This is a genomic window from Streptomyces sp. NPDC029164 (genome assembly GCF_055563995.1).
In genome coordinates, this window is the sequence record NZ_JBVHWW010000002.1 from 243,977 (window position 1) to 268,974 (window position 24,998).

A 24,998-nucleotide genomic window follows, 5' to 3' on the forward strand; every position below is an offset into this window, starting at 1 on the left:
CTCAGGCGGTGCGGAACCAGACCATGACCGCGAGGATGGTGGGCGCCGGGCAGGCCAGGACGCCCAGGAGGAGCAGCCGGCTCGACACGGCCAGCCGGCGGACGCCGGGGGCGAAGGCCAGAGCGGTGAGTGCGGCGGCCGCGCCCACCGGCACCAGGAGGAGACGCAGCAGCAGGCCGCCCACCGGCTGCCCGGCCGCCGCGCCCCAGACGAGCGCGATGGAGAAGAGACTGGCCAGCCAGAGGAGCGAGAGGCCGGTGACCGTCCACAGCAGGGCCGCGATCACGGCGACGGCGGGCCGCTCCTTGGGGGTGGGCTTCGCCGGCTGCCACGGGCCGTACAAGGCCGCGTACGTGCTGGGGTTCACCGTGGGCTCCTTCCGAGGGGACGTGCGCGATCCGTGGGTACGTGCACGATCCTCGTCTCCCCCCACGGCCCCGGCATGAGCGCGCATGCTCACTTCCCCACGCACGCGTACTCACTCCGGTGGCGGGGGAGCCCGTCCTCCCGCTCCTTCTCCGCCATCCGGATCCCCGAGCTCCAGCCCGTCCCGGACCCGCAGCGCCTTCCCGTCGACGAGGAAGGCGTGGCGCCCGTCCTCGTCCTCGATCCAGTAGTCGTCCCCGACGGCCGGCACTTTGTCCCGTACGAGGTATTTCATGCGCTGATCAGTGCCCGCGATAGGTTTCCGCCATGCCACTCCTCTACGTGACCGACCTGGCCTACCCGGCGCGCGGCCGCCGCTACTGCGACGAGGACATATTCCTCACCTCCCGGCTGCGGGCCGGCTTCGGCCTGGCCCTGTGCCACCCCGCGGACGCGGAGGCGCTCCTCCCGCTCGGCTTCGACGCCGTGATCGTCCGCAACAGCGGCCCGGTCCTGCACTACCAGGAGGCCTACGACTCCTTCCGCGCCGCCGCCCTCGCCGCCGGCACGCCGGTCTACAACCCCCTCACCGGCCGCGCGGACATGGCGGGCAAGCAGTACCTCCTCGACCTGACGGCCGCCGGTTACCCGGTCATCCCGACGATCGACGACCCGGCGAGGCTCTCGGAGCTGCCGCGGGTCCCCACCTACGCGGTCAAGCCGAAGCAGGGCGCCGACTCCATCGGCCTCACCTTCACCGCGACACCGGACGGCCCGGCCGGGGCCGTGCTGATCCAGCCGCGCATCGACTTCACGTACGAGGTGTCCTTCTACTTCGTCGACGACGCCTTCCAGTACGCGCTGTACGCCCCGGATCCGGCCCGCCGCTGGGAGCTGGAGCGCTACGCCCCGACCGAGGCGGACCTGGCCTTCGCCCGCGCCTTCATCGACTGGAACACCCTCGACCACGGCATCCAGCGCGTCGACGCCTGCCGGGCCCCCTCGGGCGAACTGCTCCTCGTCGAGCTGGAGGACCTCAACCCCTACCTCTCCCTGGACCTCCTCCCGGCGGACGTCCAGAACGCCTTCATCACATCGCTCACCAGATCTCTCCACTCCTTCCTCGGCTGATGTCAGTGCCGGGTGCCAGGCTTTTCCCATGGACAAGCAGACGTTCTGGCAGTTGATCGAGACGGCCCGCGCGGGCACGGCGGCGGACGAGGTGGCGGGGCGGGCGGCGGAGCTGCTGGCGGCCCGTCCGGCGGCGGAGATAGCCGCGGCCCAGCAGGTGCTGTGGGACCTGCTGGCGGAGTCCTACCGCAGCCCGCTCTGGGCCGCGGCCTACGTGATCAACGGCGGCTGCTCGGACGACGGCTTCGACTACTTCCGCGGCTGGCTCCTCACCCAGGGCCGGGCGGCCTTCGAGGCGGCCCTGGCCGACCCGGACTCCCTGGCGGCCCACCCGGCGGTCCGCGAGGCCGCGGCCGAGGGCCACGAACTGTGGGACGAGGAGGCCCTCTCGATCGCCTGGACCGCCTACGAGTCCGCCACCGGCCGCGAACTCCCGGCGGACTCCTTCACGATCAGCTACCCGCCGCTGGACCCGTCCTGGGACTTCGACTTCGACGACACGGCCGAACTCGCGCCCCGCCTGCCCCGCCTGAGCACCCTCTTCGCCTACTCGTAGCGGTGCAGGAGCGATTCGCGCTCCTGCCGGCGGATGTCCTCGACCGTCAGCCCCGGCATGTCCAGGTGGGAGAGGGTGACCTCGGCGGAGCTCGGTACGGCGTCCTCGGCGAGCCACTGTCCGGGCTGCCACGCGCCGCTGCGCAGGAACGCCTTCGGGCAGTGCTGGTACGCCTCCTCGACCTCCACGACGATCGCGCTGCGCGGCGGCTTGCCGACGGCGGTCAGCTGCTCCAGCAGCCGGGGGTCGGAGCAGACGCAGGCGCGTCCGTTCACGCGCAGCGTGGTGGCCCGGCCGGGGATGACGAAGATCAGCCCGGCCCGTCCCGTCTCCACGATGTTGTGGGCGGTGTCGAGCCGCTTGTTGCCGGTGGCGTCGGGGACGGCGAGGGTGAACTCGTCGAGGACGGCCACGAACCCGGGCGGCCCGCCCCGTGGCGTGACGTCGCAGGTCCCGTCGGCCCCCGCACTGGCCACGAACACCAGCGACGACCGCCCGATGACCGCCCGCGCGGCCTCGTGGATCCGGTCCACGGCCTTGCGCCGGGCCATCTCCCCGGGCTCCTCGTACAACTCCCGCAACTGGCCCGCGCTCCGCACGGCGGTGGCGTTCAAGGCATCGAATATCGTCACGCCCCCGGACGCTACCGGGTGATCACCGCCTAGAGCCCGCTGGTGTCGAGATCGATCTCGAAGGGCTCGGGCAGCCGCACGGTCGTCCCGAAGGGGTGGGGGCCGTCGACCTTCGTGTACCCGAGCCGCCCGGGCCCCGCGAACAGCGTGACGGTCTTGTCCAACCGGTCGACCAGTAGATAGAGCGGCGCGCCGTACTCGGCGTACCGCTTCCGCTTGACGGTCGGGTCGGTCTCGGCGTTCGACTCGGACGTGATCTCGACGACGAGCAGCACCTGGTCCGGCAGCAGAGCACTCCCGCCCTTGGCCAGTGCCTTGGGGGCGACGGCGAGGTCGGGGACGTACCAGTTCGGCGAACCTGGAAGGTCCAGGTTGCCCGAACCGGTGACGCAGTCAAGCTCCTTGACCCGGGGGCGGATCTGATCGCGGATCTCTTCAGCCGCGTTCTCGCGGTCCCAACTCGGCGTCACGTTGCTGATGACCCCTTCGACGATCTCGGTGCGGTCCCCGCTGTGGTGCTGCATGGCGTACTTCAGTGCGCGCTCGGGGTCGATGCCCTCGCTGTAGTCGTGCGCGGTGGTCATGCCGGACGCCTCCTTCGCTGCCTGCTTTCAGGCTTCCACGTGTCCCGTGCGCCCGTCGTCACCCCCGCGGGTGCACTTGGACCTGTGACCCGGTGTTCATACCCGGATGGCAAGCTTGAAGGATGAACGATGCTGCCACGGCGCCCACCCCTGCGCCCGCGCCCCGACGTGCCCGTGTCCGTGCCCCCGAGCTGATCGGCAAGGGCGGCTGGCTGAACACCGGAGGGAAGGAGCTAACCCTCGCCGACCTGCGGGGACGGATTGCGATCCTGGACTTCTGGACCTTCTGCTGCATCAACTGCCTGCACGTCCTCGACGAGCTGCGCGAGCTGGAGGAGAAGCACCGCGACACCGTCGTGATCATCGGGGTGCATTCGCCGAAGTTCGTGCACGAGGCCGAGCACGCCGCCGTCGTCGATGCCGTCGAGCGGTACGAGGTGCACCACCCCGTGCTGGACGATCCGGAGCTCGCGACCTGGAAGCAGTACGCCGTGCGGGCCTGGCCGACGCTCGTCGTGATCGACCCCGAGGGGTACATCGTCGCCCAGCACGCCGGTGAGGGGCACGCGCACGCCATCGCCAAGCTGGTCGAGGAGCTGGAGGCCGAGCACGAGGCCAAGGGGACGCTGCGGCGCGGGGACGGGCCGTACGTGGCGCCGGAGCCGGCCGCGAGCGACCTGCGGTTCCCCGGGAAGGCGGTGCTGCTGCCGGGCGGGAACCTGCTGGTGTCGGACACCACGCGGCACCAGCTCGTCGAGCTGGACGCGGGCGGCGAGAGCGTCGTACGCCGCATCGGCACCGGCGAGCGCGGCTTCGGCGGTGACAGCTTCAGCGAGCCGCAGGGCCTCGCGCTGCTGCCCGACGGCAAGGTCGTGGTCGCCGACACCGTCAACCACGCGCTGCGCACCTACGACCCGGCCACCGGGCACGTGGAGACCGTCGCCGGCACCGGGCGCCAGTGGTGGCAGGGCTCGCCGACCTCAGGCCCCGCCCTGGAGGTGGACCTGTCCTCGCCGTGGGACGTGGCCTGGTGGGAGGGCAAGGTCTGGATCGCCATGGCCGGTGTGCACCAGCTGTGGACCTGGGATCCGGAGGCCGGCACCGTCGCCGTCGCCGCCGGGACCACCAACGAGGGGCTGCTCGACGGGCCCGCCGCCGAGGCCTGGTTCGCCCAGCCCTCGGGGCTCGCGGCTGCCGGGGACCGGCTGTGGATCGCCGACTCCGAGACGAGCGCCCTCCGGTACGTCCACCCCACCGGCACCGGCTACGCCGTCACCTCCGCCGTCGGCACCGGCCTGTTCGACTTCGGGCACCGGGACGGGGACGCGGGCCAGGCCCTGCTCCAGCACCCGCTCGGGGTGACCGCCCTGCCCGACGGCTCGGTCGCGGTGTCCGACACGTACAACCACGCGCTGCGCCGCTACGACCCCGCCACCGGGCAGGTGTCCACGCTCGCCACCGATCTGCGCGAGCCCAGCGACGCCGTGCTGGTCGGCGACGACATCGTGGTCGTCGAGTCGGCCCGGCACCGGCTGACCCGGCTGCGGCTCCCGGAGGAGGCCGTACGGGTCGAGTCCGTGGCGCACCGGACGCAGCGGGCCGCCACCGAGGTGGCGCCCGGCACGCTCCGGCTCGACGTGGTGTTCCAGGCGCCGGGCGGGCAGAAGCTCGACACCCGCTACGGGCCGTCCACCCGGCTGCTCGTCTCCTCGACCCCGCCCGAGCTCCTCGCCGGGGGCGAGGGAGCCGGGACCGATCTGTTCCGGGAGCTCGCGCTGAACCCGGAGGTCACCGAGGGCGTGCTGCACGTCTCCGCGATGGCGGCGTCGTGCGACGACGACCCCGCCAACGAGTACCCGGCCTGCCACGTCCACCAGCAGGACTGGGGCGTGCCGGTCCGGGTCACCGCCGACGGCGCCTCCCGGCTGCCCCTCGTCCTCGCGGGCATGGACGAGGCCGCCGCGGAGTGACGTACCGCCCGCCTTCCTGGGGGGTCAGCCCTCCAGGAAGGCGACCAGGGCGTTGGCGAGGAGGTACGGGTCGTCCGCGCCGCACAGTTCGCGGGCGCTGTGCATCGACAGGATCGCGACGCCGATGTCCACGGTCTGGATGCCGTGGCGGGCGGCCGTGATCGGGCCGATGGTCGTGCCGCACGGCATGGAGTTGTTGGAGACGAAGGTCTGCCACGGCACGCCGGCCCGCTCGCAGGCGCTCGCGAAGACCGCGCGCCCGCTGCCGTCCGTCGCGTACCGCTGGTTGACGTTGACCTTCAGGATCGGGCCGCCGTTGGCGCGCGGGTGGTGCGTCGGGTCGTGCCGTTCCCCGTAGTTGGGGTGCACGGCGTGCCCGGTGTCGGAGGACAGGCAGATGGTGCCGGCGAAGGCCCGCGCGCGGTCCTCGTACGAGCCCCCGCGTGCGAAGACTGAACGTTCCAGCACGTTCCCCAGCAGCGGGCCGTCCGCGCCGGTGTCGGACTGCGAGCCGTTCTCCTCGTGGTCGAAGGCGGCGAGCACCGGGATGTGGTCGAGCTTCTCGGAGCCCGACACCGCCGCCAGCGCCGCGACGCCCGCGTGTACCGACAGCAGGTTGTCCATGCGCGGGCCGGCCACCAGCTCGCGGTCGCGGCCCAGGTACGCGGGCGGTTCGATGGAGTGGACCATCAGGTCCCAGCCGGCCACCGAGCCCTGTTCCAGGCCCTCTTCCTCTTCCAGGAAGGAGATCAGGTCACCCTCGTGCACGTCGCCCAGGCCCCAGATCGGCTGCATGTGCCGCTGCTTGTCGAGCTTGAGGCCGTCGGTGTTCACCGACCGGTCCAGATGTACGGCGAGTTGGGGTACGCGCAGCAGGGCGCGGTCCACGTTGACCAGGCGCTCGCTGCCGTCGCGCAGGGTCAGCCGGCCGGCGAGGCCCAGGTCGCGGTCCAGCCAGGTGTTGAGCAGGGTGCCGCCGTAGATCTCGACGGCGATCTGCCGCCACCCCTGGGAGCCCGTGTCCGGCTGCGGCTTGACCCGCAGGTTCGGGGAGTCGGTGTGCGCGCCGACGATCCTGAACGGGGTGTGCGCGGCCGCGCCTTCGGGGACGTACCAGGCGATGAGCGCACCGCCGCGGAGCACGAACTTGCCCCCGGTGCCCGCATCCCAGGCGTCCGTTTCCGACAACTGCCTGAAGCCTGCCTTCTCCAGCCGCTCGGCCGCGTTGGCCACGGCGTGGTACGGCGACGGACTGGCCGTCAGGAAGGTCATCAGATCGTCGGTGTGGCCGCGGTCGAAGCGGGCGGGAGAGCTCATGTGGTTCACCTTAACGACGGTCGTGTTCGCCATGGCCGGACTGCGACGGATGGCCGGAGGTCAGGGTCCGCAGGGTGGTTGGTCTGCGGTCCCGTCGGTTCTCAGCCCGGCGGTCGCTCGAATCGGCGCTGCAGTTGTCTGCGCTCGCCCCGGCGGATGCGCGGGAGCATCTCCGGGGTCTGCGGGGAGCGCTGCGCGCGTCTCTTGCGTCCGGCGCAGAAGATACAGGCCTCACCGGGGGGTGCGTCGGGGTCGATGGGTGCACCGGGGTGTTCGGAGCAGCCCGAGGCGTTGCGGGGCCGGGAGAGTTCGCGGGCGACGATGAAGGCGCGGTGGAGGTCGTCGGCGATGCGGACGAAGTCCTCGGCGGGGGAGGACAGGCCCAGGTGGAACCGCTGGTCCTCGACGGTGCGCACGCATGCGCGCAGTGCCTGGAGGGTGTACGGGCCCTCGGGTACGGGGTACCCGAGGCGGCGCTGTTCCCCGGCGGGGGCGGCGGCGGGGCCGCCGTGCCGGCGCTGTCCGAGGCGCCGCCGGTCGTTGCAGATGAGGCAGCGGCCCCAGCCGTCGGGCGCCTCGGGGTCGAGGGCGCCGTTGGGGTGCTCGGAGCAGCCGGTGTAGCTCCTGGCGGGGGCGAGTCCGGCGGCGGTCTGGAAGGCCACGTACAGCGCGTCGGCGATGGTGTCGTACTCGGCGGGGTGGGCGCCGTCGTACAGCTCGCGCAGGTGGTCGCCGAGACTGCCCAGGCTCGCCTGCAGCTCCTTGAGGGCGTACGGGCGCCCGGTGGGGACGGAGTACCCCCTGCTGCCGTGCTGATCCTGTGGACTCATGCGTACGAGCGTCCCATGAACGACTGACATAGGGGAAAGCCGCAGGACAGGGGCCCCGGGGCGACAGGTCCGGGCATGCGCCAGCGGCCGGGACCCCGTGTGGGGGACCCGGCCGCTGTGCGTACACGGCGTACTGGTGTGGCGGGCGGGAGGCTCCCGCGAGCGGCCTAGAAGGCGGCTTCGTCGAGCTCCATGAGGGAGTTGTCGACGGCCTCGGCCAGCGCGCGCTGGACGGAGACGCCCGGGAGGACCTCGGCCGCGAAGAACTTCGCGGCGGCGATCTTGCCGGTGTAGAAGGGGACGTCCTTCGCGGAGGCGGTCGCAAGCTTCTCGGCGGCCACGGCGGCGCCCCTGAGCAGCAGGTATCCGACGACCACGTCGCCGGAGGCCATCAGCAGGCGGGTGGTGTTCTGGCCGACCTTGTAGATGTTCTTGACGTCCTCGCCGGTGGCGGTGAGGTCGACGATCATCTGGCCGACGATGGCCTCCAGGTCCACGGCGGCCTTGGCGAGCGCGTCGCGGGCGCCGGCCAGCTCCTCGCCGCCGACGGCCTCGGCCAGGAACTTCTTGATCGTCTCGGAGAGGAGGTTCAGCGAGGCGCCCTGGTCGCGGACGATCTTCCGGAAGAAGAAGTCCTGGCCCTGGATGGCCGTGGTGCCCTCGTAGAGGGTGTCGATCTTGGCGTCGCGGATGTACTGCTCGATCGGGTACTCCTGGAGGTACCCGGAGCCGCCGAAGGTCTGCAGGGACTGCGCGAGCTGCTCGTACGACTTCTCCGAGCCGTAGCCCTTGACGATCGGCAGGAGCAGGTCGTTCAGGCCTATGAGGGCGGAGGCGTCCTCGCCCGCGGCCTGCTTGACCTGGATCTCGTCCTGGACGGTCGCGGTGTGCAGGACGAGGGCGCGCATGCCCTCGGCGTACGCCTTCTGCGTCATGAGCGAGCGGCGCACGTCGGGGTGGTGCGTGATGGTGACCTTGGGCGCGGTCTTGTCCATGAAGTTCGCCAGGTCCGGACCCTGCACGCGCTCCTTGGCGTACTCCAGCGCGTTCAGGTAACCGGTGGAGAGCGTCGCGATGGCCTTCGTGCCGACCATCATGCGGGCGAACTCGATGATCATGAACATCTGGCGGATGCCGTCGTGCTTGTCACCGATCAGCCAGCCCTTGGCGGGGTGCTGGTCGCCGAAGGTCATCTCGCACGTGTTGGAGGCCTTGAGGCCCATCTTGTGCTCGACGTTCGTCGCGTAGACGCCGTTGCGCTCGCCCAGCTCGCCGGTCTCCCAGTCGAAGTGGAACTTCGGGACGAGGAAGAGGGACAGGCCCTTGGTGCCCGGGCCGTGGCCCTCGGGGCGCGCGAGGACATAGTGGAGGATGTTCTCCTCCATGTCGTGCTCACCGGACGTGATGAAGCGCTTGACGCCCTCGATGTGCCAGGAGCCGTCCTCCTGCTGCACGGCCTTGGTGCGGCCGGCGCCCACGTCCGAGCCGGCGTCCGGCTCGGTGAGGACCATGGTGGAGCCCCAGCGCTTCTCGACGGCGATCTGGGCGACCTTCTTCTGCGCCTCGTTGCCCTCCTCGTGGAGGATGCCGGCGAACGCCGGGCCGGAGGAGTACATCCAGATGGCCGGGTTCGAGCCGAGCAGCAGCTCCGCGTAGGCCCAGATGAGGGAGCGGGGCGAGGTGGTGCCGCCGATCTCCTCGGGCAGGCCCAGGCGCCAGTACTCCGAGTCCATGAAGGCTTCGTAGCTCTTCTTGAAGGAGGCCGGGACCGGCGCGGTGTTGGTGGCCGGGTCGAAGACCGGCGGGTTGCGGTCGGCGTCCGCGAAGGACTCGGCCAGCTCGTTCTCGGCGAGGCGGGTGAGCTCGGACAGGACGCTCTTGGCGGTCTCGGTGTCCATCTCCTCGAACGGACCGGTGCCGTACTGCTTGTCGCGGCCGAGCACCTCGAAGAGGTTGAACTCGATGTCGCGGAGATTCGACTTGTAGTGCCCCATGGCGACGGCTCCGTTAAAGGTTCGGGGAGACAGGTTCCTCGTACATACCAATCGGTAACAACATGATGCTACCCGTCGGTAATAACGGCAACCCTTCCAAGCGGACTGTGACCAGGGTCAAAGCTCGCACCAGACGGTCTTGGTGCCCAGCCCCCGGGTGACCCCCCACCGCAGCGCGACGGCGTCGAGCAGGGCCAGCCCGCGCCCGGACTCGTCGTCCTCGGCCGCCTCCCGCCGTACGGGGCGTCCGTGCGGATCGCGGTCGGTGAGCTCGACCCGCGTACGGGTTGCCCTTCCGCCGCCGCTGATGCGCAGGGTGACCGGCGTGCCTTCGCCGAGGTGCGTGATCACGTTGGTCAGCAGCTCGCTGACGCAGAGCTCGGCGTCGGGCGATGTCTCGCCGAGGTGCTCGCGCACGGCGTAACGGGCGAGGGGGACCGCCTTGGGCACGGCGAGCAGCCGGATGGTGAGGCTGGTCACGGCTTGGCCAGGGCGGTGGCCAGTCGCTGCGCGGTGGCGGGGTTGCAGTTGCCGAGGGAGATGAGGGGCGGGATGTCGTAGCTGCCGGCGTAGGAGGGGAGGTGCAGGTCGAGGGAGGGCAGCGTGATCCCGTGCGCGGCGAGGGCTGCGCGGAGCCGGTCGAGGACCTCGATGGCCTCGCGGTCGTGGACGTGGTCGCTCATGGGGGGATTCCTTCGAGACAGGGAGTGACGAACCGCTCACAGGCTGGCGTGCCCCGGCGTACCGTTGGAAGGGTTTCGAGTTCCGCTGGACAAGTGGCAAATGGCGGTGGTGGGTTGTGCCCCCTCGTAAGGACACCAACGCGTCGGCGAACGTGCCGTCCTTCTACGGTGCCGAGCTGCGCTACAAGCGAGAGGCGGCCGGGCTCACGCTGGAGCAGTTGGCGGACGGCAGCTTCAGGGGCGTCCCGTTCCTGAGCCAGATCGAGCGGGGCGAGCGCCGGATGCCGCCGGATCTGGCCCGGCACGTGGACGCGAAGCTGGGGACGGACGGGTTTTTCGAGCGCCGCTGTGAAGATGCGCGCAAGGCGAAGCAATCCGGGCACGCGGAGTACTTCGCGGACGTCGCGGAGATGGAGCCGGGCGCCCAGACGATCGAGGACTGGGCGCCGATGCTCGTGCCGGGGCTATTGCAGACAGCCGCTTACGCGCGGGCTCTCACCCGGGCCGCGATGCCCCGGGCCCTCGACAGTGAGGTCGAGGAGAAGGTGGCCGCGCGCATGGCGCGGGCTCGCCTCTTCAGCCAGGAGAACCCCCCTGAGTACTGGGGGATCCTGGATGAGTCGCTGCTCCGGCGGCCGGTGCTGGAAGCAGCGGCGATGGCCGAGCTGTTCGAGCACATCGCCAGCGTGGTCAGAACCACTCGCTCCATTTTGCAGATCGTTCCGGAAACCGATGCCGCCCACCCGTTCATGATGGGAATGGCCAGGTTGATGACCTTCGGGGACGCGCCCCCCGTTGTGTACACCGAGAGTCTGCACAGCGGGCAACTCATCGACTTTCCGGCGCTCGTACAGAAGTACCGCAGGTCGTACGATCTGCTCAGGGCTGCCGCGCTGTCACCTGAGGCCTCCCTGGCGAGGATCGACGCAGCTGCAGAGGACTTCCGACATGGCAAGCACCGACATTGACTTGACGTCCGCCTGCTGGCGCAAGAGCAGCTACAGCAACGGCACCGGCGGTGAATGCGTCCAGGTGGCTGACGGCCTGGACGGGATGGTGCCCGTCCGGGATTCCAAGGTCGAGGACGGGCCCGTCCTCGTGGTCTCGGCGGCGGCCTGGGCACCCTTCGTGGCCGAGCTCAAGGCCCGCTGACCGGAACTGGACGCACCGGGGGGCCGCCGTCTCGGTAGGCTTCGCCTCATGTACGGCTATGACCAGAACCCGGGCGCCCAACAGCAGGGCTACGCGCAGCCCCAGCCCCAGCAGGGGTACGGGCAGCAGCCGCCGCTGTACCCGGAGCCGTCGCCCCCCTCCCTCGCCGACGCGGTGCGGGCCTTCACCACGGGGTCCCTGTCCGCGGAGGACTTCCAGCAGATCTTCGCCACCTCGAAGGTCTACTGCCCGCGCGGCGAGACCCCCGGATTCCTGGCGCTGCACAACACGCAGCAGCCGGTCATCCCCATGTTCACCACGCTCAAGGAGCTCCGCCGGTACGCCGGCAAGGAGTCCAAGTACTTCGTGATCACCGGCGCCGAGGTGATCGACCTGCTGCCCACCGGGTACGGCTTCGTCCTCGACATGGAGGGCGACCACCGGATGGTCTTCGACGCCAAGGCGGTCGAGCAGATGGTCGACTTCGCCATGCGCCGCATGTACGGCTAGCCGTACCGGCTGAAGTCCGACGGGGGGCGGGGCGATGCTGCGGGTGCACTTCACGGCCGAGGACCTGCTCAACGTCACCTTCGTGAGCGAGCCGCTGCCGATGGTGGAGCTGGCCATGGCGCTGGTCGCCTGGCAGCGCACCGACGAACCGGCGGTTTTCGGCCGGTGGCGGGGCAGGGTCGGCCGGGAGCTGCCGGGCCGGGTGCGCCCGCTGCTGGACCTGCTGCGCCCGGACGGTGACAACCCCCAGTTCGTCGAGCCGTACACGGGCACGCTGGACGAGGGGCTCGCCGCCGTACGGGAGGCCGCGCCGGCGCTGACCGGCGCGCAGCTCGCCCGCGCCGCGGCCCGGGCGCCCGGACCGGATTCCTGGCTGCGGGCGCTGTGGGGCCGGGACCGGGTGGCGTGGGACCAGCTGGGCGGGGCGCTCAGGGCCGGCCACGAGGCCGTGGTGGCCCCGCACTGGCCCCGGATCCGGCAGTCCTTCCAGGCGGACGTCGCCTGGCGCGCGCGGCTGCTGGCCACGCACGGCATCAAGGCCTGCCTGGCGAGTACGCACCCGCGGGCCGAGTGGTCGGGCACCGTCCTGGAGGTCGACCGGCCGCCGCACTACGAGGTCCGGCTCGGCGGGCGCGGGCTGCTGCTGATGCCCTCGCCGTTCTGGACCGGGCGTCCGCTGGTCGCGGAGGGCCCGGGCGGGCCGCAGGGGCCGCCCGTGCTGATGTACCCGGCGCTGACCCCGCTGCCCCTGGTCGGAGCCGGGCCCGCGGAGGGCGCCCTGGACGCCCTGCTGGGCCGCACCCGGGCGGCCGTGCTCCAGCAGCTGGTGCGCCGGCGCACGACGAGCGAACTGGCCCGGGACCTCGACATCAGCCTGCCCTCGGTCTCCGAGCACACCCGCACCCTGCGCGCGGCCGGGCTGATCACCACCGAGCGGGACGGCAGGGCGGTGCTGCACTCGGTGACGGGCCTGGGCGTGGACCTGCTGCGCAGCGGCGGCTGACGCACCCTTCGGCCCTGCCCGAAACCATCGCGGCCGCGGCCGGCGCTCCCGAGTATCGGTGCTGCGGGGGACGCCCGCTCCTACGGACAGGGAGACTGCGATGTCACGTACGTCGTTTCGCATGAAGCTCGCGGCTGTGGCGGCCACGGGGGTGATGGCGCTGGGTACGGGGGTCCTGGCGGCGTCGCCCGCGCAGGCCGCCGGGTGCGGGGTGAGCGGGGGGACGCTGTACTGCGGCAACACCCCGAACATCGACATGTACCGGTGGGCGGGCTTCGGTGCGCCGTACGCGGACACGCTGAAGACCAACCCGAGCCGGTTCGACTGCTGGACCACGGGTGACCGGCACGGCGGCGGCAACAACACCTGGTACGGCGCCCGCGGGGACGTACGGGGCGCGTTCGGGTTCGTTCCGGCTCAGTACGTGAACACGTCCTCGGCCTTCGACGCGCACCCGGACTGGTACGGGCTCGACCACTGCTGACCTGCGCCTGAGCACACGGTGGCCCCGGGGGAATTCCCCCGGGGCCACTTCTGTTCTGTGGGGTGTGGCAGAAAGTTCGAGTTTCAACTAAACTCGAAGCAGAAGGAGGTCCTGACCATGCCCGCAGTGACTGTTGAGAACCCGTTGACCCTTCCGCGCGTGGCCGAGCCGCAGGCCGCCGTCCCGCGCAAGGTGCTGGCCGTCGTCTCCGCTCCCGGTGGGTTCGAGGGCGAGGGATTCCCGGTGCGGCGCGCCTTCGCCGGGATCAACTACCAGTACCTCGACCCGTTCATCATGATGGACCAGATGGGCGAGGTGGAGTACGCGCCGGGAGAGCCCAAGGGCACCCCCTGGCACCCCCACCGCGGCTTCGAGACCGTCACGTACCTGATCGACGGAACCTTCGTCCACCAGGACAGCAACGGCGGCGGCGGAGTCATCAACGGTGGCGACACCCAGTGGATGACCGCCGGATCGGGCCTCCTGCACATCGAGGCCCCGCCGGAGTCGCTCGTCGTGTCCGGCGGGCTCTTCCACGGCCTCCAGCTGTGGGTGAACCTCCCGGCCTCCGACAAGATGATGCCCCCGCGCTACCAGGACATCGGCGGCGGCCAGGTCCAGCTGCTGACCACCCCGGACGGCGGCTCCCTGCTCCGCGTGATCGCCGGTGAGCTCGACGGCCACCAGGGCCCGGGCATCACCCACACCCCGATCACGATGATCCACGCGACCGTCTCGCCGGGCGCGCAGATCACCCTGCCGTGGCGCGAGGACTTCAACGCCCTGGCGTACGTCATGGCCGGACGCGGGTCCGTCGGCGAGGACCGCCGGCCCCTGCGGACCGGTCAGACGGCCGTCTTCGGCGAGGGCGGCTCGCTCACGGTGCGGGCGGACGAGTCCCAGGACTCCCACGCCCCCGACCTGGAGATCGTGCTCCTCGGCGGTCGTCCGATCCGGGAGCCGATGGCGCACTACGGTCCGTTCGTCATGAACAGCCAGCACGAACTCCAGCAGGCCTTCGACGACTTCCAGGCCGGCCGGCTGGGCCGCATCCCCACCACCGCGCGCACCGGGCTCGGCCACCGCGGCGCCGGCGACGCGGAGGACTGACCGGCTCCGACGGGCTCCCGGCAGGGAGCCCGTCCCGCCCTACGCGGCGTCCGCCGGGTCCACGGGACCGGGCGGGCGCCGTCCCGGCCCCGGCGTCCCGGCCCCGGCGTACCGGTCCCGGCCCCGGCGTACCGGTCCCCTCACGGCCCTCCCGCCGGCCCGGGGCTCACGGCGCCTGGGCGGGACCCGTCTTCGACTGCTCGTGCAGCTCGAACCAGATCGACTTGCCCTCGCCCCGCGGGTCCACGCCCCAGGTGTCGGCGAGCATCTCCATCAGCAGCACCCCGCGGCCGCTGGAGGACATCTCGCCGGGGTGCCGCTTGTGCGGGAGCTCGTCGCTCCCGTCCGCGACCTCCACGCGCAGCCGGCGCGCGCCCAGTTCGCCCACCGCCTCCGCCACCAGCAGCGCGTCGCCGTCCGTGTGCAGCAGCACGTTCGTCACGATCTCGGAGACCATCAGCACCGCCGAGTCCACCTGGTCCGCGTCGGCCCAGTCGTGCAGCAGCTCGCGGACCTGGCGCCGGGCGCCCGCGATCCGCTCCGGTTCGTCCTGGGCCACCGTCAGCGCCGTGCGGCGCGCCGGGCGGGCCGGGTGCGCCGGCGGGGTGCCGCAGGCGCAGCCGTCGCCCTCACCCTCGCGGCACAGCAGCACCACGGCTATGTCGTCCTCGCGGCGGTCGGCCAGCGGGCCCGTGGTGTGGTGCGAGGACGGCCCGTGCACGGCCTGCACCAGCAGGTCGGCCAACCTTTCGAGGTGCGGGGGCTCGAAGCGTCCGGCGGCCGGGCCCTCCGGCTCGTGCGCGCCGGCGGGGACGTGGGTGTCGGACTCCAGGACGGCGCGCAGCCGCGCCCAGCCCGTGTCCAGGTCGTGCCCGCCGGTCTCGATGAGCCCGTCGGTGCACAGCATCATCGTCTCGCCGGGTTCCAGGGTGAACCGGGTGGTGGGGTAGTCGGTGTCGGGGACGATCCCGAGGGGGAGCCCGCCCGCGGTGGGGCGCATCAGGACGGTGCCGTCCGTCATCCGGATCGCGGGGTCGGGGTGGCCCGCGCGGGCCACCTCCAGCATTCCGGTCTTCGGGTCGCACTCCACGTACAGGCAGGTCGCGAACCGCGGGCTCTGGAAGTCCGCGTCCACCTCGGCGCCCGGTCCCGGGCCCATGCCCGCGTCCTCGTGCGGGTCGGACTCCTGTGAGACGCACAGCCCGGCCAGGAAGCGGGAGGCGCGGGAGAGCACCGCGTCCGGCCGGTGGCCCTCGGACGCGTACGCCCGTACGGCGATCCGCAGCTGGCCCATCAGCCCGGCCGCCCGGACGTCGTGGCCCTGTACGTCGCCGATGACCAGCGCGAACCGGCCCGAGGGCAGCGGGATCATGTCGTACCAGTCGCCGCCCACCTGGAGCCCGCCGCCGGTCGGGACGTACCGCGCGGCGATCTGCATGCCGGGGATCTCGGGGCCGAGCTGCGGCATCATCGACCGCTGCAGGCCGGTGGTGAGCTCCCGCTCGGATTCGGCCACCCCGGCGCGCTGGAGCGCCTGGGCCAGCATCCGGGCCACGGTCGTCAGGACGGACCGCTCGTCGGGCGAGAAGGACGCCGGGTGCTTGAACGCGGCCATCCAGGCGCCCATGGTCCGCCCGGCCACGGTCAGCGGCAGGAAGGCCCAGGACACCCGGTCGAAGCGCTGGACGAGCGGCCAGGTGGCCGGGAACCGCCGTTTGTAGTCCTCCGGCGTGGCCAGGTAGATCGCCCGGCCGGTACGGACGACCTCCGCGGCCGGATAGTCCGTCTCCAGCAGCATGTCCGTGAAGGGTTCCTCGTCCCCCGGATCGTGCCCGTGGTGCCCGATGATCGACAGCCGGTCCCCGGCCACGCCGAAGACGGCCAGCCCGTCCGGGCTGAAGCCCGGCATGGACAGCGAGGCCGCGACCCGCAGCACCTCGGCCGTGGACCGGGCCTCCGCCAGCGCGCGCCCCGCGTCCAGCAGGAAGGCCTCTCGGGAGCGCCGCCAGTCGCCCGTGATGGGTGTGTGGGCGGCCGTCGTGCCGGGCTGCGGCTCGGCGATCTCCTGGATGGTGCCGATCAGCTCGTAGTCCACGCGCCCGTCGGCGGAGCGGCTCTCCAGTGGCTTGGAGCGGCTGCGCACGGTCCGCAGGACCCGCCCGTCCACGTCCATGATCCGCAGCCGGGCCTCGGCGAGGGTGCCCTCGGCGACCGCCAGGTTCACGATCCCGTTGATCTCGTTCCAGTCCACCGGGTGGAAACGGGACCGCACGGAGACCTCCGGCAGCACCACGGGCTCGGCGGGCAGCCCGAGGAGCCGGGCGGCCTCACCGTCGAGGGTGACCGTTCCGGAGGCGTTGTCCCACCGCCACAGGCCTGTCGCGATGGCGGCCAGGACGTCCTCGGTGCGCACCCGGCCATCTTTACAGGTCATATCCGTCAAGTGCCTGTCAGGAGGGACCGCCGGACGCATTTGCGCAGGCTGGAGGGAGTGCCCGCCCCGTCACCCTCCCGGACGGTAACCTTGGGACGGTTGAATCCACCCTGGTATCGCGTAGAACTGGATGACTGATGCATCGGTACAGGTCCCACACCTGCGGCGAGCTCCGCGCTTCTGACGTCGCCGCCGACGTCCGGCTGAGCGGCTGGCTGCACAACCGTCGAGACCTGGGCGGCATCCTCTTCATCGATCTGCGGGACCACTACGGCATCACGCAGCTCGTCGCCCGGCCGGGCACCGCGGCGAACGAGGCGCTGAGCAGCGTCACCAAGGAGACCGTCGTCCGCATCGACGGCAAGGTCGTCTCCCGCGGCGCCGACAACGTGAACCCCGAGCTGCCGACCGGCGAGATCGAGATCGAGGTCTCCGAGGTCGAGGTGCTCGGCGCCTCCGCCCCGCTGCCGTTCACGATCAACACCGACGACGGTGTGAACGAGGAGCGGCGCCTGGAGTACCGCTTCCTCGACCTGCGCCGCGAGCGCATGCACCGCAACATCATGCTGCGCTCGGCGGTCATCGCCTCCATCCGCTCGAAGATGGTGGCCCTCGGCTTCAACGAGATGGCGACGCCGATCCTCACCGCGACCTCCCCCGAGGGCGCCCGTGACTTCGTGGTGCCGTCCCGCCTGAACCCGGGCAAGTTCTACGCCCTGCCGCAGGCCCCGCAGCAGTTCAAGCAGCTGCTGATGATCTCCGGCTTCGACCGGTACTTCCAGATCGCGCCCTGCTTCCGCGACGAGGACGCCCGCGCCGACCGCTCGCCGGGCGAGTTCTACCAGCTCGACGTGGAGATGTCCTTCGTCGAGCAGGAGGACGTCTTCCAGCCGATCGAGCGCCTGATGACCGAGCTCTTCACCGAGTTCGGCAACGGCCACGAGGTCACCTCGCCGTTCCCGCGGATCCCGTTCCGCGAGTCGATGCTCAAGTACGGCAACGACAAGCCCGACCTGCGCGCCAAGCTGGAGCTCGTCGACATCACCGACGTGTTCGAGGGCTCGGAGTTCAAGGCGTTCGCCGGCAAGCACGTCCGCGCGCTGGCCGTCCCGGACACCGCCGCGCAGCCGCGCAAGTTCTTCGACGGCCTCGGCGAGTACGCGATCTCGCTGGGCGCCAAGGGCCTCGCTTGGGTCCGCGTCGGCGAGGACGGCGCCCTGACCGGCCCGATCGCCAAGTTCCTCACCGAGGAGAACGTCAAGGTCCTCACCGAGCGCCTGGGCCTGGCCCCCGGCCACGCGGTGTTCTTCGGCGCGGGCGAGTTCGACGAGGTCTCCAAGATCATGTCCGGCGTTCGCGTCGAGGCGGCCAAGCGTGCGGGCCAGTTCGAGGAGAACGTCTTCCGCTTCTGCTGGATCGTCGACTTCCCGATGTACGAGAAGGACGAGGAGACCGGCAAGATCGACTTCTCGCACAACCCCTTCTCCATGCCGCAGGGGGGCATGAAGGACCTGGAGGAGAAGGACCCGCTCGACATCCTGGCGTGGCAGTACGACATCGTCTGCAACGGCATCGAGCTGTCCTCCGGCGCCATCCGCAACCACGAGCCCGAGGTCATGCTGAAGGCCTTCGAGATCGCGGGCTACGAGGCGGAGACCGTCGAGCGCGAGTTCGCCGGCATGCTGCGCGCGTTCCGCCTCGGCGCCCCGCCGCACGGTGGCATCGCCCCGGGCGTGGACCGCATCGTGATGCTGCTGGCCGACGAGCCGAACATCCGCGAGACCATCGCCTTCCCGCTGAACGGCAACGCGCAGGACCTGATGATGGGCGCGCCGACGGTCCTGGAGGAGGCCCGTCTGCGCGAGCTGAACATCGCGCTGCGCAAGCCGGTCGAGACGAAGGCGGCGGAGCGGCCGGTCTCGGACGCGGTCGCCCCGGACGCCGGGTCCCCGCGGGCCTGAGCCCGCTGATGTGCCGAAGGCGGCGCCCCCTCTCCTCGCGGGAGGGGGCGCCGCCTTTTGCCTGCGTACGGCCGGGGGCCAGGGGCTAGAACCGGTCGAGGATGCCCTTGAGCAGGGCGGCGGAGGTCAGGTCCGCGGGGGCCGGGCCGGCGTGGAAGAAGCCGGCGTTCTCGGCGTCCAGCTTGCGCAGGAAGTCGAAGGCCTTGTTGTCGTGCTCGCCGAACGCGACGAACTGCCAGTGGATGCCGGGCGCGGTGGCGGCGGCGTCGGTGATCGCCTGACGGGCGGGCTGGCGGTTGTCGGGGGCGCCGTCGGTCTGGAAGACGACCAGGGCCGGGCCCTCGCCGCCGTCCTTCTGGTAGCGCTCGACGACGGCCTCGACGGCCACGTGGTAGCTGGTGCGGCCCATCCGGCCGAGCTCGGCGTGGCGGGCCTCGACCCAGGACCCGTCGTGGGAGTCGAGGGCCAGGTCGGCGGTGCCGTCCACCTCCGTGGAGAAGAACACGGTGTGCACGGTCGCCTCGTCGTCGAGGTGCGCGGCGAGGGCGAGGGCGTGGTCGGCGAGGTACTGCGCGCTGCCGTCCTTGTAGAAGCCGCGCATCGACCCGGACCGGTCCAGGACGAGGTACACCCTCGCCCGAGCCCCGGCCTTGCCCTTCCCGCGGAGCACCTGGCCGGCGGCCTTGTAGGCGCCGGCGATCCCGGGCGCCCGACGCCGTACGGCGGCGGGCGCGTGTGCGGCCGCTGGGGTGGCGTCCGGGGTGGCCCCCTCGACCTCGTCCCCCTCCGGCGCGGGTACGTCGGCCTCGGCGGCCACCGGCTCCGCCTCGGGCTCGATGGCCTCGGCTGCCGCCGGCTCGTCCTGCGCCTGCGGCTCCGCCTCGGGCTCCGCCACGGCCTCGGTCTCTGCCTGCTCCGCGGCCGCGGGTGCGTCGGCCTCGGCGGCCAGGGGTTCGTCCTCCGCCTCCGGCGCGAGTACGTCGGCCTCGGCCTCGGCCGCCACCGGCTCGGCCTCGGGCTGCTCCGCGGCGGCGGGGGCGTCCGCCTCCGGCGTGGTGGTCTCCTCGGCAGGCGGCTCGTCCTGCGCCTCGGGCGCGGGTGCGTCGGCCTCGGCGGCCAGGGGCTCCGCCTCCGGGGCGGTGGCTTCGGCTGCCGCCGGCTCGTCCTGCGCCTGCGGCGCGGTGTCGGGCTCCGCAGCGGCCTCTGCCTCCGCCTGCTCCGCGGCGGCCGGGGCGTCTGCCTGCGGCTCCGCAGGAGCGGTGGTGTCGGCCTCGGCGACAGCCGGCTCAGCGGCCGCGGCGCTCCGCGGCTCCGGCTCGGCCGCCGGTGCGGCCTCCGCTTCCGGCTCTGCGGCGCCGGCCTCCGGCTCAGCGTCCGCCCCCGGCGCGGGGGCTTCGGCGGCGGCCGGCTCGTCCTGAGCCTGCTCCGCAGCCGGGGCCAGGGGCTCCGCCTCCGGCGCGGGTGCGTCGGTCTCGGGTGCGGCCTCTGCGGCAGGCGGGGTGGTTTCGGGGGCGGGCGTCGCCGCAGGCGAACCGGCGGGCGGGGCGGATTCCGGGCCGGGCGTCGCCGCAGGCGAGGGCGCACGGCGGGCTTCCGGGACCGTGGGGTCCGCGGCCGGGGCGGGGGCCGTGAGGACCGTCCCGGGCTCGCGGTCCCGCGGAGCGGACTGAGGAGGAACAGTGGGGTTGTCGAAGGACGCCGCCACCAGATCGGCGGCCACGTCCAGGGGGGTACGTTCCGCCTGGTTGGGGACAGCGGCCGAGGGGGCGTCCGTAGTCTCCGGAACGGGTTCTTCAGTCCGTCCGAACACCTTGCGCAACAAGCTCCGAATACCCATGGGCCAGGCCTTTCGCATGAGTGCGTGCGTCATTTGTCCGTGCTGCGCGGATGATCCCTGCCCAGAGTGGACACGTAAGGTTATCGGCCGCCCGGCTGGATCTTCGGCAGGGTCGCCTTTCGTGGCGTCCGGCTTCCAAACACGCCCACACCGTGCCCGAACTGCCGCTCCGACGTGCCGGGTTCACCGACCGTTCATCCCCGCGCCGCCACTTCGGCGCAACCCGGGCCTAGCGTCACGGCTGGATTGTTCCGACACGTTGTCGGCGCCCACGCAGCTACTCGGAGGACACTCGTGCGCAAGCTTCTGCCGCTCATCGGCAACCCGCATGGGAGCGGCCGGTCCGCTCTCACCTGTCGCTACCGCTGTGGCGACGCCTGCTTCCACGAGGTGCCGAACACAAGCGACAACGAGTACGCGGGCGACGTCATAGCCCGCGCGTACTCTCGCCGCTCGATGCTGCGTTCCGCCGCCGTCGTGACGGTCGCCACCGCCGCCGGCTCCGCCGTGGCCCTCAGTGGCCCGGGGCAGAGCGCCAACGCCACCCCGTCCGGTGAGGCCGCGGCCGCCGGCGCCGGCAAGGGTGGCGAGGCCGCCCGCGGCCTGCGCTTCAAGGCCGTCGCGCCCAACACCGACGACAAGGTCACCGTCCCCGAGGGCCACGAGCACAACGTGGTCATCCGCTGGGGCGAGCCGATCATCAAGGGCGCTCCGGGCTTCAACCCGGACCAGCAGACCGCCGCCGCGCAGGCCGGTCAGTTCGGCTACAACAACGACTTCCTGAGTCTCCTCCCGCTCGGCGGCGACTACGAGCGCCAGCAGCTGCTCGTGGCCAACCACGAGTACACGGACGAGATCCTCATGTTCAAGGGCTACGACCCGGCCAAGCCGACCCGCGAGCAGGTCGAGATCGCCTGGGCCGCGCACGGCCTGTCCGTCGTCGTCGTCCAGGAGGACCACCGCAGCGGCAAGCTGACCGCGGTCACCCGCCACCAGCTCAACCGCCGCCTGACCGCCACCAGCGAGTTCAAGCTGACCGGTCCGGCCGCGGGCGGCGCCCTGCTGAAGACCTCCGTCGACGCCACCGGCACCAAGGTGCTCGGCACCCTCAACAACTGCGCCGGCGGCACCACCCCGTGGGGCACCACCCTCCACGGCGAGGAGAACTTCAACCAGTACTTCGGCAACGCCGGCCAGGTCACCGACCCGACCGCCGCCGCCCGCCTGAAGCGCTACGGCGTGACCGCCGGCGCCACCGAGCGCAAGTGGGAGCTCTTCGACAAGCGCTTCGACGTGGCGCAGGAGCCCAACGAGTCGCACCGCTTCGGCTGGGTCGTCGAGCTGGACCCGTACGACCCGAACTCCGTCCCGCGCAAGCGCACCGCGCTGGGCCGCTTCAAGCACGAGGCCGCGCAGCCCCGGCTGACCGAGGACGGCCGCCCGGTCGTCTACATGGGCGACGACGAGCGCTTCGACTACTTCTACAAGTTCGTCTCGTCGAAGCAGATGAAGAAGGGCCACTCGCGCGCGGCGAAGGAGCACAACCTCACGCTGCTCGACGAGGGCACCCTGTACGTCGCCAAGCTCACCGGCGACTCCCCGGCCGCCGGGTTCGACGGCTCCGGCAAGCTCCCCGCCGACGGCGAGTTCGACGGCTCCGGCGTGTGGATCAAGCTGGCCACGGGCAACGTCTCGCACGTCGAGGGCATGACCGCCGAGGAGGTGTACGTCTTCACGCGCCAGGCCGCCGACAAGGTGGGCGCCACCAAGATGGACCGCCCCGAGGACGTCGAGCCCTCCCCGCGCACCGGCCGCGTCTACGTCGCGCTGACCAACAACAGCGACCGTGGCAAGCCGGGCAAGGAAGGCGCGACCGAGTCCAACCCGCGCAACCTGAACAAGCACGGCCAGATCCTGGAGCTCGCCGAGAACTTCGACGACCCGGCGGGCGACGGCTTCGCCTGGCGCCTGTTCCTGGTCGCCGGTGACCCGAACGACCCGGCGACGTACTTCGCGGGCTTCCCGAAGGACAAGGTCAGCCCGATCTCCTGCCCGGACAACGTGGCCTTCGACCCACACGGCAACCTGTGGATCTCCACGGACGGCAACCAGCTCGGCTCCCACGACGGCCTGTTCGGCGTCGCGACGGCCGGCGACCGCCGCGGTGAACTGAAGCAGTTCCTGACCGTCCCGCGCGGCGCCGAGACCTGCGGCCCGCTCATCCAGGACAAGCGCGTCCTGGTGGCCGTCCAGCACCCGGGCGAGATCGACGGCGCGTCCGTCGAGAAGCCGCAGTCGGTGTGGCCCGACGGTCCCGGCAAGATCGTCCGCCCGGCCGTCGTCTCGGTCTGGCGCAAGGACGGCAAGAACATCGGCGTCTGATCCGCTGGTTGGGCGAATGTTTCACGTGAGCTGTGTTTCACGTGAAACATCCGCCCGCCCGGTCAACTGCCGTCCGGCAACCGCCCGACCGGAAGCGCGAGGGTCGTCAGCGCGCCCCCGTCGGGCGCGTTGGCGAAGCTCAGCGTGATCTCCAGGACCGCCGCCTGTCCCGCCACGATCGTGAGCCCCAGCCCGTGGCCGCGTCCGCGGCCCGGGTCTCCGGTCCGGAACCGCTGGGGGCCCTGCTCGATCAGCTCGGGCGGGTAGCCGGGCCCGTGGTCGCGAACCGTCACCACCGGGCCCTCCACGGTCACCTCGACCGGCGGCCGGCCGTGCTTGTGGGCGTTGGCCAGCAGGTTGGCGAGGATCCGGTCCAGCCGTCGCCGGTCGGTGAGGACCACGGCGTCCCGGACCACCCGCACCGAGGCGGTCGGCCCGGCCCCGGCGACGGCCCGCTCCACGGCCCGGCCGAGTTCCACCCGGGCCAGATCGGCCCGTTCCACGCCCGAGTCCAGCCGGGAGATCTCCAGCAGGTCCTCGGTCAGCAGGTGCAGGGCCTTCAGCCGGTCGTTGATCATCTCTTTGGGGCGGCCCTCGGGCAGCAGCGCCGCCGCGGCCAGCGAGCCGGTGAGCGGGGTGCGCAGCTCGTGCGCGACGTCCGCGGTGAAGCGCTTCTCCGCCTCCAGCCGGTCCTGGAGCGAGCCGGCCATCGAGTCCAGCGCCTGCGCCACGTCCCGTACCTCGTCCCGGTCCCGGGAGCGGCGGCCCTGCCGTCGGTCGTCCGCCCGGGTGGGGAAGCCCACCCGGGCGTCCAGGTCCCCGGCGCTGATCCTGCGGGCCACGGCGGCGGTGGTCGCGAGCCGCCGGCTGATCCGGTCGGCGAGGAAGAGGCCGGCCAGCGCCACCACGCCGGCGGCGAGGGCGGCGGAGGCGAGGATCGCGGTGTCGATGTCCCGCAGTCGGCTGCGGGTGCTCTGGAACGGGATCCAGACGGCGAGTGCCTGCTTGTCGGCGGGGGCGGCGGCCCACATGACGGGCTTGCCGTCGTATGCGCCGACCATGCTGCCGGTGTCACCGCGGGCGACGAGTTCCCGCAGCAGCCCGGGGAGCTGGGGCGGGTCGAGGACGATGTTCACGTCGCCGTGCGTGGTGCCGTACTCGTAGTGGCTGAGGGCGTGCTCCAGGGCCGTGTCCGCGTCCTTGCGGACCGCGCCGACGATCTGCTCGGCGACCACGTTGTGCACCAGGATCCCCAGCACGGCGGCGACCATGCAGCACACCATCGTGGTGGTCAGGGCGATCTTCCAGCGGAGGCTGCTCAGCGCGTGCATCGCTGCCCGTCCGGGCTGAGCGGGACGCCGGTGAGGGACGGGCAGTCGTCGAGGGTGAGCTGGGAGAGGTTCATGATCCCGGCCTTGGGGTCCCACGCGTAGTCGGAGACGGCGACGTACGTGGGGTTCGACGTCGGTTCGCGGACCGCGAGGTGTTCGGCGGCCACCTCCACGCCTTCCAGCACCGCCCGCCGGGACAGGATCCGGGCGATCCTCCCGTCGTCCTGGACCGTGTAGACGCGCAGTTCGCTGAGCCGGCCGTCGATGTCCAGTGCGGTGATCAACTCCTCCCGGCCGTTGCCCGTCAGGTCGTGCAGGACCGCAGGGCGCACCGGGCAGTCGGGGCCGCCGTCCACAGCCTGTGTACAGAGCGCGAGCCGCTGGACGGCCCGGGGGTCGACGAGCCGGCCGGTCCCGCCGTCCTGTGCGGTGGCGGAGGTGACGTCGGCGCGTACGACGCCCAGCGCGTTCACCCCGCGCATGCTGAGGCCCGCCACCGTGGGGAGCCCGGGCACCACGGCGGCCGTCCCCGGCTTCTGGTCCGGCTCCGGCGGGTCGGGGCGGACGTCCTTCCACAGGCTCAGCGGTGCGTGCACCGTGCCGAGGTCGCCCTCGCTCTTCAGCCCCTCCACATCGGCGCACCCCGCCAGGAGGACGGCGAGGACGATCACGGCCGGGGCGCGGTGCATGTTCCGATGCTCTCCCGGCGGGCGGTTCCCGGCCCGGACTCA

The 24,998-nt window shown here is 71.9% G+C and carries 24 protein-coding genes; 11 read left to right on the forward strand and 13 right to left on the reverse strand.

Going from position 1 to position 24,998, the window contains the following annotated elements; genetic code table 11:
* Position 1 precedes the first annotated feature (1 nt).
* A complete protein-coding gene (locus ACZ4VT_RS03650; RefSeq protein WP_467946228.1) occupies positions 2–367 on the reverse strand; it encodes a hypothetical protein in 366 nt (121 codons plus the stop codon).
* 111 nt (positions 368–478) lie between these two features.
* Positions 479–661, reverse strand: coding sequence for a hypothetical protein (locus tag ACZ4VT_RS03655; protein WP_467946437.1), 183 nt, complete (start codon positions 659–661; stop codon positions 479–481).
* Positions 662–693: 32 nt separating this feature from the next.
* Here ACZ4VT_RS03655 and ACZ4VT_RS03660 point away from each other — a divergent pair, with 32 nt between their 5' ends.
* Together ACZ4VT_RS03660 and ACZ4VT_RS03665 are read left to right on the forward strand one after the other, a co-directional pair.
* On the forward strand, positions 694–1,497 hold the full coding sequence (locus ACZ4VT_RS03660) for an ATP-grasp domain-containing protein (RefSeq protein ID WP_467946229.1): 804 nt from the start codon (positions 694–696) through the stop codon (positions 1,495–1,497).
* Positions 1,498–1,525: 28 nt separating this feature from the next.
* Positions 1,526–2,053, forward strand: a complete 528-nt coding sequence (locus ACZ4VT_RS03665) for a DUF4240 domain-containing protein (protein WP_467946231.1) — start codon at positions 1,526–1,528, stop codon at positions 2,051–2,053.
* Here the strand turns inward: ACZ4VT_RS03665 and ACZ4VT_RS03670 are convergent.
* Entirely contained in the window at positions 2,044–2,685 is a 642-nt protein-coding gene (locus ACZ4VT_RS03670; RefSeq protein WP_467946233.1) for an MSMEG_1061 family FMN-dependent PPOX-type flavoprotein, read from the reverse strand. The two genes, ACZ4VT_RS03665 and ACZ4VT_RS03670, sit on opposite strands and share 10 nt — an antisense overlap.
* Before the next feature lie 29 nt (positions 2,686–2,714).
* Positions 2,715–3,269 (reverse strand): Uma2 family endonuclease, encoded by a 555-nt coding sequence (locus tag ACZ4VT_RS03675; protein WP_467946235.1) that lies wholly within the window; start codon positions 3,267–3,269, stop codon positions 2,715–2,717.
* A gap of 122 nt (positions 3,270–3,391) precedes the next feature.
* Between ACZ4VT_RS03675 and ACZ4VT_RS03680 the strand changes: the two genes are divergently transcribed.
* A complete protein-coding gene (locus ACZ4VT_RS03680) occupies positions 3,392–5,239 on the forward strand; it encodes an NHL domain-containing thioredoxin family protein (RefSeq protein ID WP_467946237.1) in 1,848 nt (615 codons plus the stop codon).
* Positions 5,240–5,263: 24 nt separating this feature from the next.
* Here the strand turns inward: ACZ4VT_RS03680 and ACZ4VT_RS03685 are convergent, their stop codons facing one another.
* The 5 genes from ACZ4VT_RS03685 to ACZ4VT_RS03705 form a co-directional block, all read right to left on the reverse strand.
* Complete coding sequence (locus ACZ4VT_RS03685) at positions 5,264–6,556, reverse strand: M18 family aminopeptidase (protein ID WP_351289848.1); 1,293 nt, start codon at positions 6,554–6,556, stop codon at positions 5,264–5,266.
* A gap of 101 nt (positions 6,557–6,657) precedes the next feature.
* Positions 6,658–7,386: a hypothetical protein gene (locus ACZ4VT_RS03690; protein ID WP_467946239.1), complete on the reverse strand. Its 729-nt coding sequence runs from the start codon at positions 7,384–7,386 to the stop codon at positions 6,658–6,660.
* Between the two features lie 167 nt (positions 7,387–7,553).
* The gene (locus ACZ4VT_RS03695) at positions 7,554–9,380 is read right to left on the reverse strand and encodes an acyl-CoA dehydrogenase (protein WP_467946241.1); all 1,827 of its coding nucleotides are present in this window, start codon (positions 9,378–9,380) and stop codon (positions 7,554–7,556) included.
* A 117-nt stretch (positions 9,381–9,497) separates the two neighbouring features.
* Complete coding sequence (locus tag ACZ4VT_RS03700; RefSeq protein WP_467946243.1) at positions 9,498–9,860, reverse strand: ATP-binding protein; 363 nt, start codon at positions 9,858–9,860, stop codon at positions 9,498–9,500.
* The gene (locus tag ACZ4VT_RS03705; protein ID WP_467946245.1) at positions 9,857–10,063 is read right to left on the reverse strand and encodes a hypothetical protein; all 207 of its coding nucleotides are present in this window, start codon (positions 10,061–10,063) and stop codon (positions 9,857–9,859) included. Before ACZ4VT_RS03705 ends, ACZ4VT_RS03700 begins: the two co-directional genes overlap by 4 nt.
* Before the next feature lie 116 nt (positions 10,064–10,179).
* On the opposite strand from ACZ4VT_RS03705, the gene ACZ4VT_RS03710 reads away from it, so the two are divergent.
* The 6 genes from ACZ4VT_RS03710 (at position 10,180) to ACZ4VT_RS03735 (ending at position 14,322) form a co-directional block, all read left to right on the forward strand.
* Positions 10,180–11,031: a helix-turn-helix domain-containing protein gene (locus tag ACZ4VT_RS03710; RefSeq protein WP_467946247.1), complete on the forward strand. Its 852-nt coding sequence runs from the start codon at positions 10,180–10,182 to the stop codon at positions 11,029–11,031.
* The gene (locus ACZ4VT_RS03715) at positions 11,012–11,215 is read left to right on the forward strand and encodes a DUF397 domain-containing protein (RefSeq protein WP_467946248.1); all 204 of its coding nucleotides are present in this window, start codon (positions 11,012–11,014) and stop codon (positions 11,213–11,215) included. The genes ACZ4VT_RS03710 and ACZ4VT_RS03715 overlap by 20 nt, the downstream gene beginning before the upstream one ends.
* 48 nt (positions 11,216–11,263) lie before the next feature.
* Positions 11,264–11,725, forward strand: a complete 462-nt coding sequence (locus tag ACZ4VT_RS03720) for an SseB family protein (RefSeq protein WP_467946250.1) — start codon at positions 11,264–11,266, stop codon at positions 11,723–11,725.
* 34 nt (positions 11,726–11,759) lie between these two features.
* On the forward strand, positions 11,760–12,728 hold the full coding sequence (locus ACZ4VT_RS03725; RefSeq protein ID WP_467946252.1) for an ArsR/SmtB family transcription factor: 969 nt from the start codon (positions 11,760–11,762) through the stop codon (positions 12,726–12,728).
* A 121-nt stretch (positions 12,729–12,849) separates the two neighbouring features.
* Positions 12,850–13,212: a hypothetical protein gene (locus ACZ4VT_RS03730; protein ID WP_467946254.1), complete on the forward strand. Its 363-nt coding sequence runs from the start codon at positions 12,850–12,852 to the stop codon at positions 13,210–13,212.
* 117 nt (positions 13,213–13,329) lie between these two features.
* On the forward strand, positions 13,330–14,322 hold the full coding sequence (locus tag ACZ4VT_RS03735) for a pirin family protein (protein WP_467946256.1): 993 nt from the start codon (positions 13,330–13,332) through the stop codon (positions 14,320–14,322).
* A 166-nt stretch (positions 14,323–14,488) separates the two neighbouring features.
* Here the strand turns inward: ACZ4VT_RS03735 and ACZ4VT_RS03740 are convergent, their stop codons facing one another.
* Entirely contained in the window at positions 14,489–16,735 is a 2,247-nt protein-coding gene (locus ACZ4VT_RS03740) for a SpoIIE family protein phosphatase (RefSeq protein WP_467946258.1), read from the reverse strand.
* Between the two features lie 158 nt (positions 16,736–16,893).
* Here ACZ4VT_RS03740 and aspS point away from each other — a divergent pair, with 158 nt between their 5' ends.
* A complete protein-coding gene (gene aspS / locus ACZ4VT_RS03745) occupies positions 16,894–18,717 on the forward strand; it encodes an aspartate--tRNA ligase (RefSeq protein ID WP_467946260.1) in 1,824 nt (607 codons plus the stop codon).
* A gap of 85 nt (positions 18,718–18,802) precedes the next feature.
* Here the strand turns inward: aspS and ACZ4VT_RS03750 are convergent, their stop codons facing one another.
* The gene (locus tag ACZ4VT_RS03750) at positions 18,803–20,437 is read right to left on the reverse strand and encodes a VWA domain-containing protein (protein ID WP_467946262.1); all 1,635 of its coding nucleotides are present in this window, start codon (positions 20,435–20,437) and stop codon (positions 18,803–18,805) included.
* A gap of 411 nt (positions 20,438–20,848) precedes the next feature.
* On the opposite strand from ACZ4VT_RS03750, the gene ACZ4VT_RS03755 reads away from it, so the two are divergent.
* On the forward strand, positions 20,849–22,936 hold the full coding sequence (locus tag ACZ4VT_RS03755; RefSeq protein WP_467946264.1) for a PhoX family protein: 2,088 nt from the start codon (positions 20,849–20,851) through the stop codon (positions 22,934–22,936).
* 62 nt (positions 22,937–22,998) lie between these two features.
* Here the strand turns inward: ACZ4VT_RS03755 and ACZ4VT_RS03760 are convergent, their stop codons facing one another.
* Together ACZ4VT_RS03760 and ACZ4VT_RS03765 are read right to left on the reverse strand one after the other, a co-directional pair.
* Entirely contained in the window at positions 22,999–24,267 is a 1,269-nt protein-coding gene (locus ACZ4VT_RS03760; RefSeq protein WP_467946266.1) for a sensor histidine kinase, read from the reverse strand.
* On the reverse strand, positions 24,255–24,956 hold the full coding sequence (locus ACZ4VT_RS03765; protein WP_467946268.1) for a hypothetical protein: 702 nt from the start codon (positions 24,954–24,956) through the stop codon (positions 24,255–24,257). Before ACZ4VT_RS03765 ends, ACZ4VT_RS03760 begins: the two co-directional genes overlap by 13 nt.
* Positions 24,957–24,998 lie beyond the last annotated feature (42 nt).